General features: G+C 35.1%; 13 protein-coding genes. 2 read left to right on the top strand and 11 right to left on the bottom strand.

The window, feature by feature from the left end:
• Positions 1 to 13: 13 nt before the first annotated feature.
• From ptsP to BUB90_RS19090, 8 genes are all read right to left on the bottom strand, one after another.
• Positions 14 to 1,627, bottom strand: a complete 1,614-nt coding sequence (gene ptsP, locus BUB90_RS19125) for a phosphoenolpyruvate--protein phosphotransferase (protein ID WP_073290421.1) — start codon at positions 1,625 to 1,627, stop codon at positions 14 to 16.
• 19 nt (positions 1,628 to 1,646) lie between these two features.
• Complete coding sequence (locus tag BUB90_RS19120) at positions 1,647 to 1,904, bottom strand: HPr family phosphocarrier protein (protein ID WP_073290491.1); 258 nt, start codon at positions 1,902 to 1,904, stop codon at positions 1,647 to 1,649.
• 159 nt (positions 1,905 to 2,063) lie between these two features.
• The gene (locus BUB90_RS19115) at positions 2,064 to 4,202 is read right to left on the bottom strand and encodes a PTS transporter subunit IIABC (RefSeq protein WP_073290418.1); all 2,139 of its coding nucleotides are present in this window, start codon (positions 4,200 to 4,202) and stop codon (positions 2,064 to 2,066) included.
• 221 nt (positions 4,203 to 4,423) lie between these two features.
• Positions 4,424 to 5,257 (bottom strand): BglG family transcription antiterminator LicT, encoded by an 834-nt coding sequence (gene licT / locus BUB90_RS19110; RefSeq protein ID WP_073290416.1) that lies wholly within the window; start codon positions 5,255 to 5,257, stop codon positions 4,424 to 4,426.
• A 262-nt stretch (positions 5,258 to 5,519) separates the two neighbouring features.
• The gene (locus BUB90_RS19105; RefSeq protein ID WP_073290414.1) at positions 5,520 to 7,016 is read right to left on the bottom strand and encodes a YfcC family protein; all 1,497 of its coding nucleotides are present in this window, start codon (positions 7,014 to 7,016) and stop codon (positions 5,520 to 5,522) included.
• A 94-nt stretch (positions 7,017 to 7,110) separates the two neighbouring features.
• Positions 7,111 to 7,968, bottom strand: a complete 858-nt coding sequence (locus tag BUB90_RS19100; RefSeq protein WP_073290412.1) for a YitT family protein — start codon at positions 7,966 to 7,968, stop codon at positions 7,111 to 7,113.
• A gap of 323 nt (positions 7,969 to 8,291) precedes the next feature.
• Complete coding sequence (locus BUB90_RS19095; RefSeq protein WP_084139380.1) at positions 8,292 to 9,101, bottom strand: flagellar motor protein MotB; 810 nt, start codon at positions 9,099 to 9,101, stop codon at positions 8,292 to 8,294.
• On the bottom strand, positions 9,070 to 9,846 hold the full coding sequence (locus tag BUB90_RS19090) for a flagellar motor protein (RefSeq protein WP_073290410.1): 777 nt from the start codon (positions 9,844 to 9,846) through the stop codon (positions 9,070 to 9,072). Before BUB90_RS19090 ends, BUB90_RS19095 begins: the two co-directional genes overlap by 32 nt.
• 235 nt (positions 9,847 to 10,081) lie before the next feature.
• On the opposite strand from BUB90_RS19090, the gene BUB90_RS19085 reads away from it, so the two are divergent.
• Positions 10,082 to 11,053 (top strand): alpha/beta hydrolase, encoded by a 972-nt coding sequence (locus BUB90_RS19085; protein WP_073290407.1) that lies wholly within the window; start codon positions 10,082 to 10,084, stop codon positions 11,051 to 11,053.
• A 69-nt stretch (positions 11,054 to 11,122) separates the two neighbouring features.
• Here the strand turns inward: BUB90_RS19085 and BUB90_RS19080 are convergent, their stop codons facing one another.
• The gene (locus BUB90_RS19080) at positions 11,123 to 11,887 is read right to left on the bottom strand and encodes a DeoR/GlpR family DNA-binding transcription regulator (protein ID WP_073290404.1); all 765 of its coding nucleotides are present in this window, start codon (positions 11,885 to 11,887) and stop codon (positions 11,123 to 11,125) included.
• A 347-nt stretch (positions 11,888 to 12,234) separates the two neighbouring features.
• On the opposite strand from BUB90_RS19080, the gene BUB90_RS19075 reads away from it, so the two are divergent.
• Complete coding sequence (locus BUB90_RS19075; RefSeq protein WP_073290401.1) at positions 12,235 to 13,029, top strand: Cof-type HAD-IIB family hydrolase; 795 nt, start codon at positions 12,235 to 12,237, stop codon at positions 13,027 to 13,029.
• Positions 13,030 to 13,328: 299 nt separating this feature from the next.
• Here the strand turns inward: BUB90_RS19075 and BUB90_RS19070 are convergent, their stop codons facing one another.
• Positions 13,329 to 14,075 (bottom strand): LytR/AlgR family response regulator transcription factor, encoded by a 747-nt coding sequence (locus tag BUB90_RS19070; RefSeq protein WP_073290398.1) that lies wholly within the window; start codon positions 14,073 to 14,075, stop codon positions 13,329 to 13,331.
• A gap of 178 nt (positions 14,076 to 14,253) precedes the next feature.
• Positions 14,254 to 17,379, bottom strand: coding sequence for a glycoside hydrolase family 9 protein (locus BUB90_RS19065; RefSeq protein ID WP_139241814.1), 3,126 nt, complete (start codon positions 17,377 to 17,379; stop codon positions 14,254 to 14,256).
• Between the last annotated feature and the right edge of the window lie 63 nt (positions 17,380 to 17,442).

Here is a 17,442-nt window from a genome sequence, read left to right as displayed (position 1 = left end):
TTACATTCTAATGTTATTTAGTTTCTCTTACTTCTTTACGAACTGGTAATACAAAAGTTGGAGAAACGGATAATTCATCTAATCCCATCTCAAGGAAACGTTTTGTTAATGATAAATCTGCACCTAATTCACCGCAAATACCAGCCCAGATTCCTTCTTTGTGAGCATTATCCACTACCATTTGAATTAGTCGTAATACTGCTTCATGATGAGCATCATAGATAGGATCTAACTTTGCATTTTGACGGTCAATTGCTAAGGTATATTGAGTTAAATCATTTGTTCCAATACTGAAGAAATCAACTTCCTTCGCTAATAAATCACTAATGATAGCCGCTGCTGGTGTTTCGATCATGATTCCAAGTTCTACTTCACCATATTCAATACCCACAGTATCTAATTCTGCCTTTACTTCTGCTACAATCTTTTTAATTTGAAGAACTTCATTCACCGAGATAATCATTGGGAACATGATTGAGATGTTACCGAATGCACTTGCACGTAGAATGGCTCTAAGTTGTGTTTTGAAGATTTCTGGCTCATTAAGGCAAATACGAATAGCGCGATATCCCATTGCTGGATTATCTTCTTTACCAAGGTTTAAGTAATCAACTTGCTTATCTGCACCGATATCTAGTGTACGGATAATAACTTTCTTACCTGCCATGGTTTCTGCAACTTGTTTATACACTTGGAATTGTTCTTCTTCTGTTGGTAAATGATCGGATTCTAGATATAAGAATTCACTTCTGAATAATCCAATTCCACTTGCATCGTTTTGAAGCACAGCAGCAAGGTCAGTTACGTTACCAATGTTTGCATAGATATTTATCTTTTGTCCACTTAATGTAACGTTTTCTTTTCCTTTTAAATCTTGAAGTAACTTTCTACTATTTTCTTCTTCTTCTTTTTTCGCTTTATATTCATTCAGCATTTCTTCTTCTGGATCAATATAGAATGTTCCCGTATAGCCATCGACAATTGCCATCTTTCCATTCCATGATTCCTCAATCTTAACGCCAATTAAAGCAGGAATATTCATAGTTCTAGCAAGGATTGCTGTATGAGAATTCGAAGAACCTAATTCTGTTACGAATGCTAGGAGTTTATCCTTATCCATCTGTACTGTCTCACTTGGTGCTAAGTCGTTCGCAACGATAATAACTGGTTCATTACCGATATCACTGCCTGTAGAAGCGCCGTTTAAGATTGAGATAACGCGTTCGGAGATATCTTTGATATCGAATGCTCTTGCTTTGAAGTACTCATCTTCCATGTTTGAGAACATCTCATAGAAATTGTCAGCAGTTCTTGCTACTGCGTATTCTGCATTCATTGACTGATTCTCTACGATATTGTTAACGGAATCGTTATAATCTTCATCTTCTAGCATCATGATATGAACGTTGAAGATTTCTGCATTCCCTTCGCCAACTTCTTTCAGCGCTTTTTCATAAAGTTTTGTTAACTCATTTATTGCTTGCTCTTTTGCATTGTTATAACGTGTGATTTCTCCTGCAGCATCTTCTATTTTGTGTCTCTTAACCTGTTGTTCCCCTTTAGAATAGAAATAAATCTTTCCGATTGCTATTCCTTTAAATATAGACTTTCCACTATATTGTTGCATAGTATAACTCCTTATCTTCTTAGAAATTAGCTTTGAAGAATTGTTCCATTTCTACACATGCTTTTTCTTCATCTTCACCTTCAACTGTTACAGTTACAGTAGTACCATTTTTAACTGCCATTCCCATTATTGCTAATAACTTAGTTGCTTCAGCTGCTTTACCATTTGCTTCTAAAGTGATTTTTGAACTATAGTTTTTTGCCTCTTTAACTAAAAGACCCGCTGGTCTAGCGTGAATTCCTGCTTCATCTGTAATAACGTAATTAAATTGTTTCATATGTTTATCCTCACTTTTTCTCTTATAATTAGCAATTGCCAAGCTCTTCGTATTGGCGACAAACATTCGTTATCGCCATTGAGAAGAGTTTTACAACTGCCTACTAGTATTCTAACTTTCATTTACACAACTTTTTCTCAAAGATCTGATTAGTACCTGTTAGTTAACTTTAATAACTTCGTCACCAAATGTTACGTTACCTGTAACTGTAGCGGTTACTTCTTCGTAACTTTCAGTGTTCGATACAATAACTGGTGTGATTGTACGATATCCTGCATCTATAATACCTTGTAGATCTACCTCTGCAAGAATATCACCTTTGTTTACTTTTTGACCACTTTCTACTTTGATTTCGAACGGTTTTCCATTCAGCCTAACCGTATCAATTCCAATATGAATTAGAATCTCTACTCCATCATTAGAACGTATTCCAATCGCATGTTTTGTATCAAATACCATAAGTATCTCCCCATCAAATGGAGCTTTTACAATACCTGTACTTGGTTCAATTGCGATACCTTTTCCTAATAATTCTTCTGAGAACACACCATCGTCTACTTCCTTAAGTGGCATTGCTTTACCTTCCATAGGTGAGTAAATTGTATGCATTTCAGAGTTTGTAGATTTATTAGTTTCTTCTCTTTTATTAGATGTTTCTGTAACTACAGGAGCTTCTTGTTCCATTACATGGTCACTTGCTGCAGTTTGTAAGAAATCTTCTAAGTTAGATTTAATAACAGTAACTTTTGGACCATAAATTACTTGAATTCCATTACCTTTTTTAATTACCCCTGCTGCTCCACTTGCTTTAAGAGTTTGTTCATCAACTAAGGAAGGATCTAGAACTGTTGTACGTAGTCTTGTTGCACAACAATCCAAATCACTAATGTTTGCTTTTCCCCCTAAACCTCTAGTAATTAATACTGAGGTTTCATCAGCAGTACCCACTTCACCAGTGTTACCAGTTTGATCTTTACGAGCATTAACATCTGCTCTTGTATATAATTTTGTTTCTTCTGTATCATCTTCACGTCCTGGAGTCTTAAAATTGAACTTCAAGATTAAAAAACGGAATAAGAAGTAGTAGACAGCAAAGTAGAATATACCAACAATTACAACATATATCCAGTTTGTCTTAGCGTTACCTTGTAATATACCGAATAAGAATAAATCGATTGCGCCACCAGAGAATGTCATACCTACACCAACGCCTAGCATATGCATTATCATGTATGCTAAACCTGCGAACACACAGTGAATTACATAAAGTATAGGAGCTACGAATAAAAATGTGAATTCAAGTGGTTCTGTAATACCTGTTAACATAGAAGTTAATGCTGCAGATAATAATAATCCACCAACAATTTTCTTTTTGTTTGATTTAGCACAAGAATACATAGCAAGTGCCGCACCAGGTAAACCAAAGATCATAAGTGGGAATTTACCTGACATAAATCTGGTTGCTTCTACACTGAACTTTTGAATATTTGGTGCCGAAAGTTCAGCAAAGAAGATGTTTTGAGCACCTTCAACAAGTACTCCTGCTACTTCTGCAGTACCACCAACTGCTGTTTGCCAGAATGGAATATAGAATACATGATGTAAACCAAATGGAATTAACGCTCTTTCCATTACACCATATACCCATGTACCAGCATACCCTGATCTTAATACAAGATCACCTACATGGTAGATACCATTTTGGATTACAGGCCATATAAAGAACATGGCAATACCAACGAATAGGTAAACTACTGTACTGATGATTGGTACAAATCTTGTTCCTCCAAAAAACGAAAGAACTTGTGGTAATTCAATCTTATAAAAACGATTATGAAGTGCGGCTACACCAAGACCTACTATAATACCTCCAAATACACCCATTTGTAAGGAGGTGATTCCTAATACTTGTGCAGATGCACCAGTTAATAAGTTCTCAACACCACCATTAATGTCAATCATCGCACCAATGGAAGCATGCATAATAAAGAAAGCGATCGCTGCTGCTAAAGCTGCAACGTCTTTTTCCTTTTTCGCCATACCAATTGCAACACCCATAGCAAATAACACTGGTAAATTATCAAATACAATACTACCCGCTGCATTCATTACTGTTAAGATGGCATTTAGGACTGTACCTTCCCCCATAAACTTAACCAATCCATATGTCTCTAACATTGTTTGATTTGTAAATGATCCACCAATTCCTAAGAATAATCCTGCGATTGGCAAAATCGCGATTGGTAACATAAATGATCTACCAACCCTTTGTAAAACACCAAATAATTTGTCTTTCATTGTTTCACTTTACCTTTCTACTTGTTACTTATATATCTTCTACATAATAACGTCATGTTACTATGTGATGTATATGAAAAATGGATAGTCCATTTTAACACCCATGTTTTGTTGTATAAAAAAGACCAAAGCAATAGCTATAACACACGCTATCTCATATGCTATACTATCACTTCGGTCTTGCCTGCTTTACCAGTCACAATCCGGTCTCTATTCTGCTCTTATGACATCTGCAATCTTTTTAGATGTATTGTAAGAAACATTAGTTCTTCTTCCGTAACCTTTTTATTATATTGTTCTAATACCAATTTACCAATATTCTCAGCACATTGGTATTCAATAGGATATCGATTCTTAACAAGACTTCTAAATTCTTCATCATCCTCTTCCGTCGCTTTATCCGTGAATATACGTTGACCGAAGAATTTGAGATGAGTTATAAATCGCTTGTAATTTAAGGAATCTTCATCAATATCTTTGCCATAATAATTATAAATAAGTTCCTTTACCTTTTGTATTAACTCTGTTATCTTGACCATATTTCCCATATTGGTATCTAGTTCAGCATTAACAATATGCAAAGCAATAAAACCTGCCTCATCATAGGATAATTCAACACCCAATTTGTCTTTAATTATCTCTAACGCTTGAACCCCTATCTGATATTCTTCCTCATAGAAAGTTTTAATTTCAGTTAATAGTACATTACGATATTCTAACTTATTATCTTTTCTAGTAATCGCAAAACTTATATGATCGGTTAAAGTTATATAGATATTATCATTCAACTTTTTATTCAACGTCTTGGTTGCATATTCTATGATTTCTGTGCAAACAGTAACGTATTCTATGGGTATTTCGGCTAATAATTCTTGAAGTTTATTGGATGCGTCCTTGTTTGCCATCTTATAGATTTTCTCAACCTTCTCATCTTCAATACTATCATTAACCTTTTTATTAAATCCAATTCCTAATCCTCGCAAAATGACTTCATTGCCTTCTGCATCGATAGAACATACTATATTATTATTTATCAGCTTTGCTATCTTATACACATTGCCTACCTCCTACTAGTATAACTTCTAGCGAAAATCAGAACTTCCAATAACTGGTTTATCAATTAAAAAAAGACCAACCTAAATAGAAGATTACACTTCTACAAGTTAGTCTTGCCTGCATTACCAGTCACAATCTAATATCATTCATACAATTTAAGTTCATTTTAGCACAAATTAAACAAAATTTCAAGATAAAAAATCATATTTTGTCAAGATAGAACATACTGTAATCAATATTGACTAACATAATCACAAAAAACTATATATTTATTTCAAGTAATAATATAAAAATTGCTAAGATTGTGATTAACGCTAATAATGGCAGAACAAACCGTAGCCATTTGTTATACGTTACATGCACCATCTCTAAACTTGCAAGTATAAGCCCTGTTGGTGTTATGAAAGACATAAGACCTTGCCCGAAGATACATGCTGTTATTATTACATCTCTTGGAACATTAACTGCGTCTGCTATTGGCGCCATTATTGGAATTGCTAAAGTTGCAAGACCTGATGAAGACGCAATAAAGAATCCCAAAATCATAAACACAAACATCATCAAGATTACGAAGATGTTACGATTCATTCCTGATACCATGGTGGATAAACCATATAAAATCGTATCCGAAACCAAACCATTCTCCAAGATAATGTTAATACTCCTAGCAATACCGATTACTAGACCAACTCCCATCAGATCTGCCGCCCCAGCTATGAAAGTATTAACAAAAATCTTCTCACCCATACCAGCAAAAATTCCTATAATAACACCCGAAACCAAGAACAAGGCGGTCATCTCCTCAAACCACCAGCCAAGGTTTGCGACCCCATAGATCATAACTACAAAACTTAAAATGAAAATTATTAATATCATGATACGTCTTGGTGTGAATTCAACTTCCTTAGACTCTTTCTTAAAATGTGCATTCATTTCATCGCTTAAGTCATATACAAGAGACTTTTCTGGATTCTTTGAGATACGGTTTGCATAACGCACGATATATAGAGTGGTAATTATAAATCCCACAGCCAAACCAATCAATCGAAAGGAAACCCCTTGTGTAAAGTTAATCCCTGCTGCATTCGAGCCTATAACAACAGAAAAAGGATTTGTGGTTGAAAACATGGAACCTATTGATGATCCCATATAAATAGCTGCGATACATACAATTGCATCATACCCTGCCGCAAGATACACAGGCATTAAGATAGGATAGAAAGCAATTGTCTCCTCTGCTAAGCCAAAGGTTGTTCCCCCTAAGGCTACTAGGAATGTAACAAAGACAATCAACATATATTCATGCCCCTTTGTTACCCTTGATAATGCTGCTATTCCAGCATTGATAGCACCACTTTCATTGATGATACCGATCACTCCACCAATGATAAATACGAATAAGATAATACCTATACTATCATAAACACCTTGTATCGGTGCCAACAACAGTTCCCTAATTCCTTGTGGATTTGCCTTTACCTTCTCATATGTCCCCGGAACCGCTATTGGTTTATTAATACTACCCTCTTGAAACTTAGCAATATCACTAGAAACTCCTAATTCATCTAATGTTTTTTGAGTTCCTTCTAATTCCCTAGTAGTTCCATCTGGGAATGTTTCAATAAAGACTTGATTATCCAAATCGTAAACCAACTTAGCATATGCTCCCGCATTAACCAGATAGGTTAGTCCTGCTGCTAAGATAAGGACGATAAACAAAACAGTAAATGCAGTTGGAAACATTAATTTTTTCTTCATAGCTTCTCCAAACCTTATATAAAATATTATAAGAATAAGATGCTATCTAATCCGTGATTTTATCCATTGTCCTGTCATTTATTTTATTAACTGATTATCCAAACACTCGGAACCCTTCTCCGTGAATCTCGTTGGCATCCATTACTATAATGAATACCTCTTCATCTAACCTTTTAACTGTCTTCTCAACTTGATACATTTGCTTCGAATTACAAGCAACCATAACAACTTGTTTCTCATTCTTCTTATAGCCACCTCTACCATCAAGTATTGTTGAACCTCGTCCACAACATTCGTCTATGAGATCACAGACTTCTTCTCCTCTTTCTGTAACTATTAAAGCGACTTTACCAGAATTCAATCCACACATAACCCTATCTACAACTATGGCAAATAAGAAATTAATAATCATACCATATATGATACCGTCCATATCTTTGAAGATAATTCCACCAACTAGGATAATTCCGATATCTGATAGGAATGCAATTGTGCCTAGTTTCATGTGAGGTCGAATTGCCTTTGCTGCCATAATTAAGAAATCCGAACCACCCGTTGATGAATTACGCATATAGATTACTGCATAACCAATTCCACCTAATGTTCCTGTAACAATAGCTGCTAACATTCTGTTACCATTATATAATGGTAACAGAGGGGCTATATAATCGATCACTAACGAAGAAATTACCATACAACGTAGGGACCGTAGTAAAAAATCTCTACCTATTAAACGATAGCATATGATTGCGACAGGAATATTTAAAATAATTGTTGTTATACCGATAGGTGCTTGGTATAGACGATAGAAAATCATCGCAATGCCAGAAAACCCCGTCATCGGAAACTTCGCATTAAGGGCAAAATTATATAGCGCAATTGCTATCAGAAAACTACCAAAACACTCCCATAAAATATCAACCCAAACTTTTTTGTCTTTAATCCATTGCATGTTTCATTATCCTTTCTGTAATTAAGTACTCTTTAGTGTAATCCATAGAAGTAGCTATGCTACCAATTCTATAATTTAACTGTATAGCTAGCTCTAAAATATCGTTCTATCGCTATATTATTGGTCGAAATCATAAGTTGATTCACATCAATTGGTTTCCTTCCGATAAGTTATAGTATGTACGAAAACAAGAAAAAGAATTTCTTAAGTATTCTATATAACAAAAAAAGATACTTGCAGACTACATCACTGTATAATCCGCAAATATCTTTGCTCTTCTATCTTATGAAAGGTTATCATGTTAAAGCGTCTGTGTCAAGACTTCAATTTTCATTCGCTAATATTATCATCTCAATACGTCTATTCTTGTTTCTTCCTTTTACTGTATCATTAGAGGCAACTGGATCATTCTCTCCACAACCTACTGCCATCAAACGTGTTCCATCTACCTGCGCATTCTCAACAAGATATTGAACAACATTAGCAGCTCTGAAAGCAGACAACTGCCAGTTAGATGAAAACACACTATCTTTAATAGGTATATTGTCGGTAAATCCTTTAACAAGAATATCATTGTCAATCTCATTCAACTTGACAGCAATAATGTCAAGTGCCCGTTTCATAGTGTCTTTTAAAACCGCATTCCCACTATCAAAGAACACACTACTTGGGAATGTGATAACTAAGCCACCTTCGTAATTATTCGTACTGATATCTTTCCCCAAATCATTCTCTGTGATAATTTTATTAATATCATCATTCAAATCTTGCATCTGTTCTTTCGTAGAAGTATTCTGTGATTGATCTGTTATATTACTGCCACCTTCATTATTGATATCTGGAGTATTACCTGTATCGTTTGATTCTTCACTATTTCCACCTGGTAGTACATCTCCACCCCCTAGGAGCACACTTAAACCACCTGGTAATACAGAAACAGAACCACTTAAAGAGCCGTTGGAACCATTCCCTAGGGATTCACTTAGGGAATCTGCTAATTTATCATATTTATCCTGATTAACATTACTGATAGCGTATAGTAAAACAAAAAGGATCATTAATAGTGTTATTAAATCTGAATACGTTAATAACCAACGTTCACTATTCCCCTCGTGCTTCTTTTGCATTTTCATAATCTATGTATCCCTCCAAACGCTCCGCTATTAATCTTGGATTGCTTCCTCTTTGAATCATAGTGATACCATCTAACATCATATATTTTGTTATGGTTTCATCCGCATCGAGTTCCTTAAGTTTTGAGGCAATAGGAAGCCATATTAGATTGGCAGAACCTACACCATACATAGTTGCAATGAACGCGATTGCAATCTTACCGCCCAATTCATCTGGATTACTTAAGTCACTAAGTACATGCACTAAGCCCATAACAGTACCTAATACACCCATAGTTGGTGCATAACCACCAGCCGCCTCAAAGATACCGATACCTTTGGCATGACGCTGTTGCATGTTCATAATTCGATTTTCTAATGTTTCCTTAACTTCATCAATATCAATTCCATCTACCACCATCTGTAAACCTGATACAAGGAACGGATCCATATTCTTATCTTCATTCATCTTACCTTCTAACGATAGAAGACCTTCTTTTCTAACCATAGTTGATATGGAATCAAAATAAGTAAGCAGTTCTGCTCTACTTTGCTTCTTCTTACGAAAAGCTAACATTAATAATTTTGGAACTTTTACCAAATCGCTAGAAGCGAATGATATACCGATTGCACCAAACGTACCACCGAATACAATTAATGCTGCTGTTGGTTCTAATAAGGCATGTAATACTCCACCATCTAAAACAAATGCTAAAATTAATGCAACAAAAGACAGTATAAGACTAATTAACGTAACAAAATCCATATATGTACTCCTTTCTAATCTCCTATGTAAGTAAAATAGAGCGCATAATCCCTATATATAGTGATTTCTATCGAATCTTACTTCTAAAACTATTCGATGTCAATATTTTATGCAAAAGCTAAACGTTTTCTTTATGGTAGTATTAACCTATATTGTTTTGATATTCAAACCTTTATTTCATACTAGTTTCATGATATAATTATTCACAAAACAAACGAGGAGTTATCGAATACGTATGAAAAAGTATAAGAAAGTTTTAATCGGATTACTTACAGTAATCCTACTGTGCTTGATAATTGGAATTGGTATTGGTGCCAACTATCTATATAATTTAGCCCTTAATCCTGACACACCAAAAGACTTTATCTTTAATGCTGACCATAATGCTTCAGCTGAAGATGTTGACCAGAAAGAAACAAGCGGTTCTGTATCAATCGATGATAGCACTTGGTTACTAGAACAAAGTAATTATGAAGATTTATATATTACATCAAAAGATGGATTAAAACTTCATAACTATTTCCTTCGTAATAATTCTTCAGAAAAATGGATTATTGCTGTTCATGGTTATACCTCGGAAGGTAAATTAATGGCCCCTTACGCAAGAAAGTTCTACGACATGGGATATAATGTTATCCTCCCTGACTTACGTGGACATGGGCAAAGCGAAGGCGATTATATTGGAATGGGTTGGGATGAGCGTTTTGACATAATTGATTTAATTCAATATATTATAAATGATAATACAAATACAGAAATTGTTTTATTTGGTGTCTCCATGGGCGCTTCTACTGTAATGAATGTATCTGGGGAAGAACTACCAAGCAATGTTAAGGCAATCATTGAAGATTGTGGTTATACCTCTGCATGGGAAGAATTTGCTTATCAGCTTAAGGAATTATTCGGTCTACCTGCCTTTCCAATGATGCATACCGCAAGTCTTATGAGTAAGATTAGAGCCGGCTTTTGGCTAGGGGAAACCTCTTCTATTAATCAAGTTAAGAAATCAAACACGCCGATGTTATTCATTCACGGGGATTCCGACACTTTCGTTCCCTCTCATATGGTAGATGAACTATATAGCGCTGCTAAAGTGGAAAAGGAAAAACTAATAATACCTGGTGCTGGTCACGCAAAATCAAAGGATGTCGACCCTGAATTATATTGGTCGACTATAATAACTTTTATTAATAGGTATGTAAATTAAGAGACAATCTTACTGATTTGATTGTGGTTTCCACATACTATCAAATCAATAAGATTGTCTTTCTACACCCTAAATAATCTTCACACTATAATCAGCTAATACATGTTTCACTTCATCATCTGGTATAGTATTCGTAATAACTCCAATATAATCCTCGAGATTAGAGAACGGAAAGCTACCATTTACACCAAACTTCTCCCCTAACATCAGCAAATAATGTTCCTCAGAAACTTCTATAATTGTTCTCTTTGTACTAGCATCCTCTGATATGGTTGTACTTACTGTTCCGTCCGAAAGATTGATTCCTGCACAACCAAGGAATGCCTTGTTGCAGCGATATTTCTTAATATTTTCACATGTATAAGAACCTATACTCCCTCCAACAATTGGACTATAATCTCCACCTATAAAGATGAATCCTGTTTTCCCTTTCTCTGGGATAAGTGTAGAAATCTCATACATATTCGAAATAATAGTTATGTCCATATTCTGCTGTATCACATGCTGTGCTATAAGATAAGATATCGTTGATACATCAAGAAAAACTGTCTCACATTCCCTTATCAATTCTACTGCTTTTTTCGCAACTACTTCTTTTTCTTCTCGTTTTTTATCAATTCGATAACCGAAACTTTCACATGGAATAATAGAACTCTTCTTGCAAATAGCTCCTCCATAGGTTCGTTGTAATAGGTTTTTCTTTTCTAACACCTGTAAATCTTTTCGTATCATGCTTTCACTCATCTGAAATTCATTACTTAAATCCTTAACAAGTACTTTTCCCTCTTTATTCAACTTATCGATTATATATTGATAGCGCTCTTGTGTGAACATTGGTTATCTCCTTCTTCTATGAATATAGCAATTCCCTACTCTAAATGAAGTTTTTATGTGCAAAGTTTGGGTTACGGTTAGGGTGTCCGAGCCCCTTTTATATCTTGAATCGTCATGTTTTCTGGAGGACTCTAAAACCCTGATTAGCTATGTATACTTATATCTGCATATTACTTTTTAATTTTACTTAGTATAACACATGTACATAATTATTACAATTGACAAATAGTAATATTCAGTATAGAATGATAATAATCAACATCAATTAATAACAAATGATAATTTCACAATGAGTATCTAAGCAATCATTCCCTGAACAAGATATTTCATTCTACTTAGGAGGCAACATGAAGAAAGCAATATTTTTTGATATCGATGGAACACTTATTAACTGTTTAACAGATCAGTATACTATGTCAAATAAGGTACAGGACGCAATCAAGATGGTACAGGCACAAGGTAATTATGCTTTTATAGCCTCTGGTAGGCCCTTCGCTTTTATTGATGAGAATATAAAATCATTTGGTTTTGACGGTTTCATTCTAGCTAATGGAGCTCACATCATGATTAATAATTCTACTATCTATCAAAGTCCATTTGATCAGTCCTTCTATAATACAATACTAGAAGAATTCAATACACGTCATATTCAATATATCTTAGAAAGTACAGAAAATTGCTATATTCCAGAGCAGTCGGTTGAGTTTTATGATTTTTACAAAGGAATCGGAATTCCAACCAGTTCAATCAAGCGAACTCTCCCACCAAAAGACATGGGTATATTAAAGATTGAAGCATTATGCCCTACTGGTAATATAGCTAAACAATGCATTGAAATAATTGAAAGCCACGAAGAATACGGTTGCTTTAAGAGTATTGATCCTCGTTTATTCGAGATATATAATAAGAAGAATACGAAGGCTACTGCTATCATAAGAGCTCTTGAATACCTTAATATACCCGTTGAACATAGTTATGCCTTTGGTGATGGGGATAACGACACAGAGATGTTATCTACCGTTAATTGCGGCATTGCAATGGGGAATGCTTCCGATTTTGTTAAATCCTTCGCTAAGGAAATTACAGACTCTGTTGCAGATGACGGTGTGGCAAGTGGAATAATGAAATATGTACTTAAATAGCAATCAAAAATAACCTTTCCAAAAAAATACGCACACAAGCTCTGTAAATGAGATTTCAAAGAGACTGTGGCAAAATATAGTTTGAATATCTATAACATATATTACAGACAGAATGCATTAAAATACAACATCAAAAACAATCTTCAACAAATTGTCTGGTAAGAGTAGACACTAGCTCTGGACAGATAATCCGTGAAGATTGTTTTTTTGCTGGTGTGAAAAGTATTCCATTCGAAAAATATGCGAAGATATGAATATTGCAGCAGCCTCTTCATATTGGATATGCCTAGAAACATTGCTTAAACGATTACTTTTTCAAGCCTAGTTCTCTCACTATATTGCTCTTGTATGAATACATGGTACTTTTCTTTAAACTCTTTAGCTTTTAATCTACTTATATACACTTCATCACCATTAAGCAAAATCACCGTTGATCGATCATGCTCTTCAACATAAGCAAAGTTAACGAGATACGACTTATGAATCCGAAAGAATTCGCAATCTTCAAGCCTTTGCTCAATTTCATTAATCTTATTATCTACTAAGTATGTTTTGTTTGTTGTAATTACTTTCAATTTTCTATCCAAGGTTTCAAAATACAATATTTTTGTATATGGAATCTTTAAGTACTTTTGCCCTTGCTTTAATATAATTAATTTAGAAGATTTTTCTTTTCTCTTTTTTAAAAATGTTTCCAAAGTATTCACTAATACTCCCGTTTTCAATGGTTTTGGTAGATAACGAAATGTATTAACCTCAAAGGCCTGATAGGCTTTATCCAACCTATATGTGACGAAAACGATTTCTGCAATTTGATTACGTTGTCTTATTACCTTTGCTAATTCAATACCATCACTATCACTGTCGAGTACTGCATCTAAAAAGAATAAATCAAATTCTTCCAAATTACTATTTATTAAATCAAGTGCACAGGAATAACTACTAACTGAACATCTCACTAATTGCTTGCTAAAATAATCTTGTAACATTTTGCGAAGTTCTTCACAAAATATTACATTAGTATCACAAATCCCTATCCCTATCATTTTTTTCCCCCATTTACTTTTTACTATAAACTAGATTCATATGAAATGTTACAATACCATTTTTCATAATTTGATACCTAATAAACGGCAGGAGGCACGTTTCTCGAACTTTTTATGATATAATTATATGCTGCAAAAGAGTAAGCCTTGATTAGACTTACTCTCTTGGGAACCAATACTATGGCTCCATTCCGGCAATTAAGACACCATCATAATATACTGCTATCTTTTCGTTATCCCCATAAGAATAATCATTACTTTGATCGTAGTTGCTCCAGTTATTCTTAGCAGTTCTTATTGCAGCTTCTAAAACAGTTCCTTCCTCTAATTGATCTGTGGAATCAAATGTTAACTCAATATAGCTATCAGCTAAATCTGTTTTATTACTCATCCTAACTATTTTTCCATGGCTTACTCCTACATAGCTAATATACCAAGGTGCTTTGTTGTATGTAATTGATACATTGTCACACCACACAGATTCTAAATCAGCCCCATCTGCTGTATAGAAATACCGAATGGATAATTTTGATAAGTCAAGGGCTTTCCCCTTTACGTTCTTAATCCTAAAATTATTCACTAATGTATTCGTAATAACAGATGAACTATTTGTGTTGCTTACTTCAATCTCAATATCAGAAGGATTTGGGGTTGTTTGCACTTCTTTTTGCACAAATACAGTTACAGTTTCTGATTCCAATTGTGTTCCTTTTTTCGTGATTGCTTTTGCAGTAAACTTAATCGGTGTTAGTTTTCCAATTTCCTCTGATTTTCCCTCAACAGTATATTCCACTTCATAGTTACCATCTTGTTTTCCAGCCAATTCTGTAAACTTTTTACCATCTGCATAGAACTCCACTTTATCAATCGTTCCATTAACACACTTGGAAGAAGCTATAATTTTTATCTTTTTCGTTACTTCTGTATATATCTCTTGATCATTTGGAGAAACAATTGCTATAGTTACCTCTTCTTCAATTGGATCTTTGGAAACTGGTAATTGTACCTTCACAGTAATTGGCTCTGAAACCGTAATCATACCATTGTCCGCATATGCTTTTGCTGTAATTGTATAAGGTGTTACTATACCACTTTCACTAACGACTCCATTTGGAGTATACCTCACTCCATAAGGCTTTACTGTACTTGTTCCTACTTCCTCATCATTAACAAAGAATACAACTTTATCAATATTTCCCTTTTCAATACTCACATCTGCTTCAAGATTAATTGGAGTACATCCTTGGCTCATATCAATAACAGAATTATTAACCGGATTCGTAACTTCAACAACCGGTTTGTATTCGGGACTTTCGTTCCCGTTATTTGGTTCTTTACCAAATACTAATACCCCATCATCGTAGATTGGTATATTTTCCGACTTAACAAGACTATTGGAAGTACTAGATGCTAAATCCTTAAACGATGGACTCTTTGTATAATCCCATTTACCAGGTGCAGTGATTCTGAATTGAATCTCAGATTTATGTTCACTTTGACCTCCCGGATAAATCTTCGCACCGGATAAATCAATATCAACATAATAGATTCCGTTCTCAGTATCCCAAGGTTTTAGCTGAGAAACTTTGGCACTATGCTGGCTATAACTACTTGTTACCTTCATATCACTTGCATGATTACCAGACGCGAGAACATCACTAATATCAACGAAGTATCGAAAACTTAATTGATCCGTTACTCTAGCTGGCCATGCTGTTCGGTTATAAACAACTGCTTTCATTTCTACGAAATTGACAACGTTTTGTTTATCCTGAGCATTAATACCAGCTTCAACAAATAACTCTTCTCCTACTACTTCAATAGCATTCAGATTAAGGTCAATGGTTCCACCATATTCATCATACATCTTCGCCATTAATCCAACTAATCCTGCATTGTAATCACATCCTACTTCATTTTGCTGAAAATCCGTAATTACATCATTGTAACCATCATTACGGTCAGGTCCTCCCACTAATGCTCCAACAAGAACATGTCTAGCTTTATAAGGTGCTCCTGCTACGTTATTCTCCCATGGTCCATGTGCAGTACGATGATGTGGTTGCGTAGGCGAAGTTTCATCATAGCCTACCATAAAACTTCGACCCGAACTGCCTAATATATAATCCGCTTGAGACTTAGCAAAATTCTTATATGCCTCTGCCTTAGTAGAATCAGCTTGTTCCCAATCGGCATACACACTTGCTAGGAATGACTGATTGGCTGAATAACGCAAGCTTCCCCATTGGTCTCTCCATGCTAATCCTTTTGGTGTATATGGAACACGCTCACCATTCTTACCAGTTGACCAATAGTCTAGATTATTCTCAATTGCTTTCTTATAGATGGCACTATCACTTGAAGTATCATATTGTGCAATTAATAATTCAGCTCCATAATGTACATCGTCCCAGCAATGTGCCCAGGTATAAGCGATAGCATCTGTTTGCCCTTCTTTACCCCAATTCTTAGCATATTCTTTTGCTTTTGTTAGATAAGCAGACTCATTAGTAGCTCGATAAATCCACATGCTTGCCCATGATAATTCATCGTAAAAATGACTTGAATTATAATAAGCTCCAGCAAATTTATTATATCCTGTATCACTTTTCATTCTTTCTGCTAACGAGAATAATTCCTTCGCATGTTTTAAACAAGTTGCCGCATACTCTGGATCGGTGTCCTTATATAAGATAGAACATGAAGCAAGAGAAGCTGCTGCCTCTCCACAAACCGCAGAGCCAGGCTGACTTAAATCCACCTTATATGCTGGACGCTTCATCTGCATTACCTCAGCCGCAGTCCAACTAGCGTGATCAAGTCCCCCATCTCCAACCTGACTATAATACACATCTTCTGCCGGGTGACACTTTATTAGATAATCATTAATCCAACGAATATTATCTAATAGATACGTATCTTGACCAGTCTTTTCATAGATATCGGTACTCTCTAGATATGACCATGCCAACATGGTTGATGTATATGCCATTGGTAAATTGAATTTAACATGATCACCACAGTCATACATTCCTCCAGTAAGATCCAAACCTACGTCAGCCCCATCCGCTAAGCCAGAATCTCCTCTCCAGTTATTCCGTTGATTTTCAGGTAGTTTTCCTGATTTTTGAAACTCATAAAACATAATTGACTTTTGTAATGCATCACCATAGTCATATGAATTCGTCGCAGCATAATTATTTGTCTCTGATGCAGCTCTTGTGACAGGAGTTGCATTTCCTACGGTTCCCGCGAGAAGTGAGACACCCAAAAACATACTTACTGTCTTTTTCCAATTCCCCATAAGCATTCTCCTTTTATAAAGATGATGACGCCAATTTAGAAGTTCCAAATTGGCGAAATCACC

The organism is Anaerosporobacter mobilis DSM 15930, from assembly GCF_900142955.1.
In the GTDB taxonomy this organism is placed as follows: domain Bacteria; phylum Bacillota; class Clostridia; order Lachnospirales; family Lachnospiraceae; genus Anaerosporobacter; species Anaerosporobacter mobilis.
This window is presented reverse-complemented; position numbering and strand designations above follow the sequence as displayed.

Excerpts from the sequence above, each read along its gene's own strand:
- ptsP (WP_073290421.1), bottom strand. The coding sequence starts at position 1,627 with ATGCAACAATATAGTGGAAAGTCTATATTTAAAGGAATAGCAATCGGA.
- BUB90_RS19120 (WP_073290491.1), bottom strand. The coding sequence starts at position 1,904 with ATGAAACAATTTAATTACGTTATTACAGATGAAGCAGGAATTCACGCT.
- BUB90_RS19115 (WP_073290418.1), bottom strand. The coding sequence starts at position 4,202 with ATGAAAGACAAATTATTTGGTGTTTTACAAAGGGTTGGTAGATCATTT.
- BUB90_RS19105 (WP_073290414.1), bottom strand. The coding sequence starts at position 7,016 with ATGAAGAAAAAATTAATGTTTCCAACTGCATTTACTGTTTTGTTTATC.
- BUB90_RS19100 (WP_073290412.1), bottom strand. The coding sequence starts at position 7,968 with ATGCAATGGATTAAAGACAAAAAAGTTTGGGTTGATATTTTATGGGAG.
- BUB90_RS19095 (WP_084139380.1), bottom strand. The coding sequence starts at position 9,101 with ATGAAAATGCAAAAGAAGCACGAGGGGAATAGTGAACGTTGGTTATTA.
- BUB90_RS19090 (WP_073290410.1), bottom strand. The coding sequence starts at position 9,846 with ATGGATTTTGTTACGTTAATTAGTCTTATACTGTCTTTTGTTGCATTA.
- BUB90_RS19085 (WP_073290407.1), top strand. The coding sequence starts at position 10,082 with ATGAAAAAGTATAAGAAAGTTTTAATCGGATTACTTACAGTAATCCTA.
- BUB90_RS19080 (WP_073290404.1), bottom strand. The coding sequence starts at position 11,887 with ATGTTCACACAAGAGCGCTATCAATATATAATCGATAAGTTGAATAAA.
- BUB90_RS19075 (WP_073290401.1), top strand. The coding sequence starts at position 12,235 with ATGAAGAAAGCAATATTTTTTGATATCGATGGAACACTTATTAACTGT.
- BUB90_RS19070 (WP_073290398.1), bottom strand. The coding sequence starts at position 14,075 with ATGATAGGGATAGGGATTTGTGATACTAATGTAATATTTTGTGAAGAA.
- BUB90_RS19065 (WP_139241814.1), bottom strand. The coding sequence starts at position 17,379 with ATGGGGAATTGGAAAAAGACAGTAAGTATGTTTTTGGGTGTCTCACTT.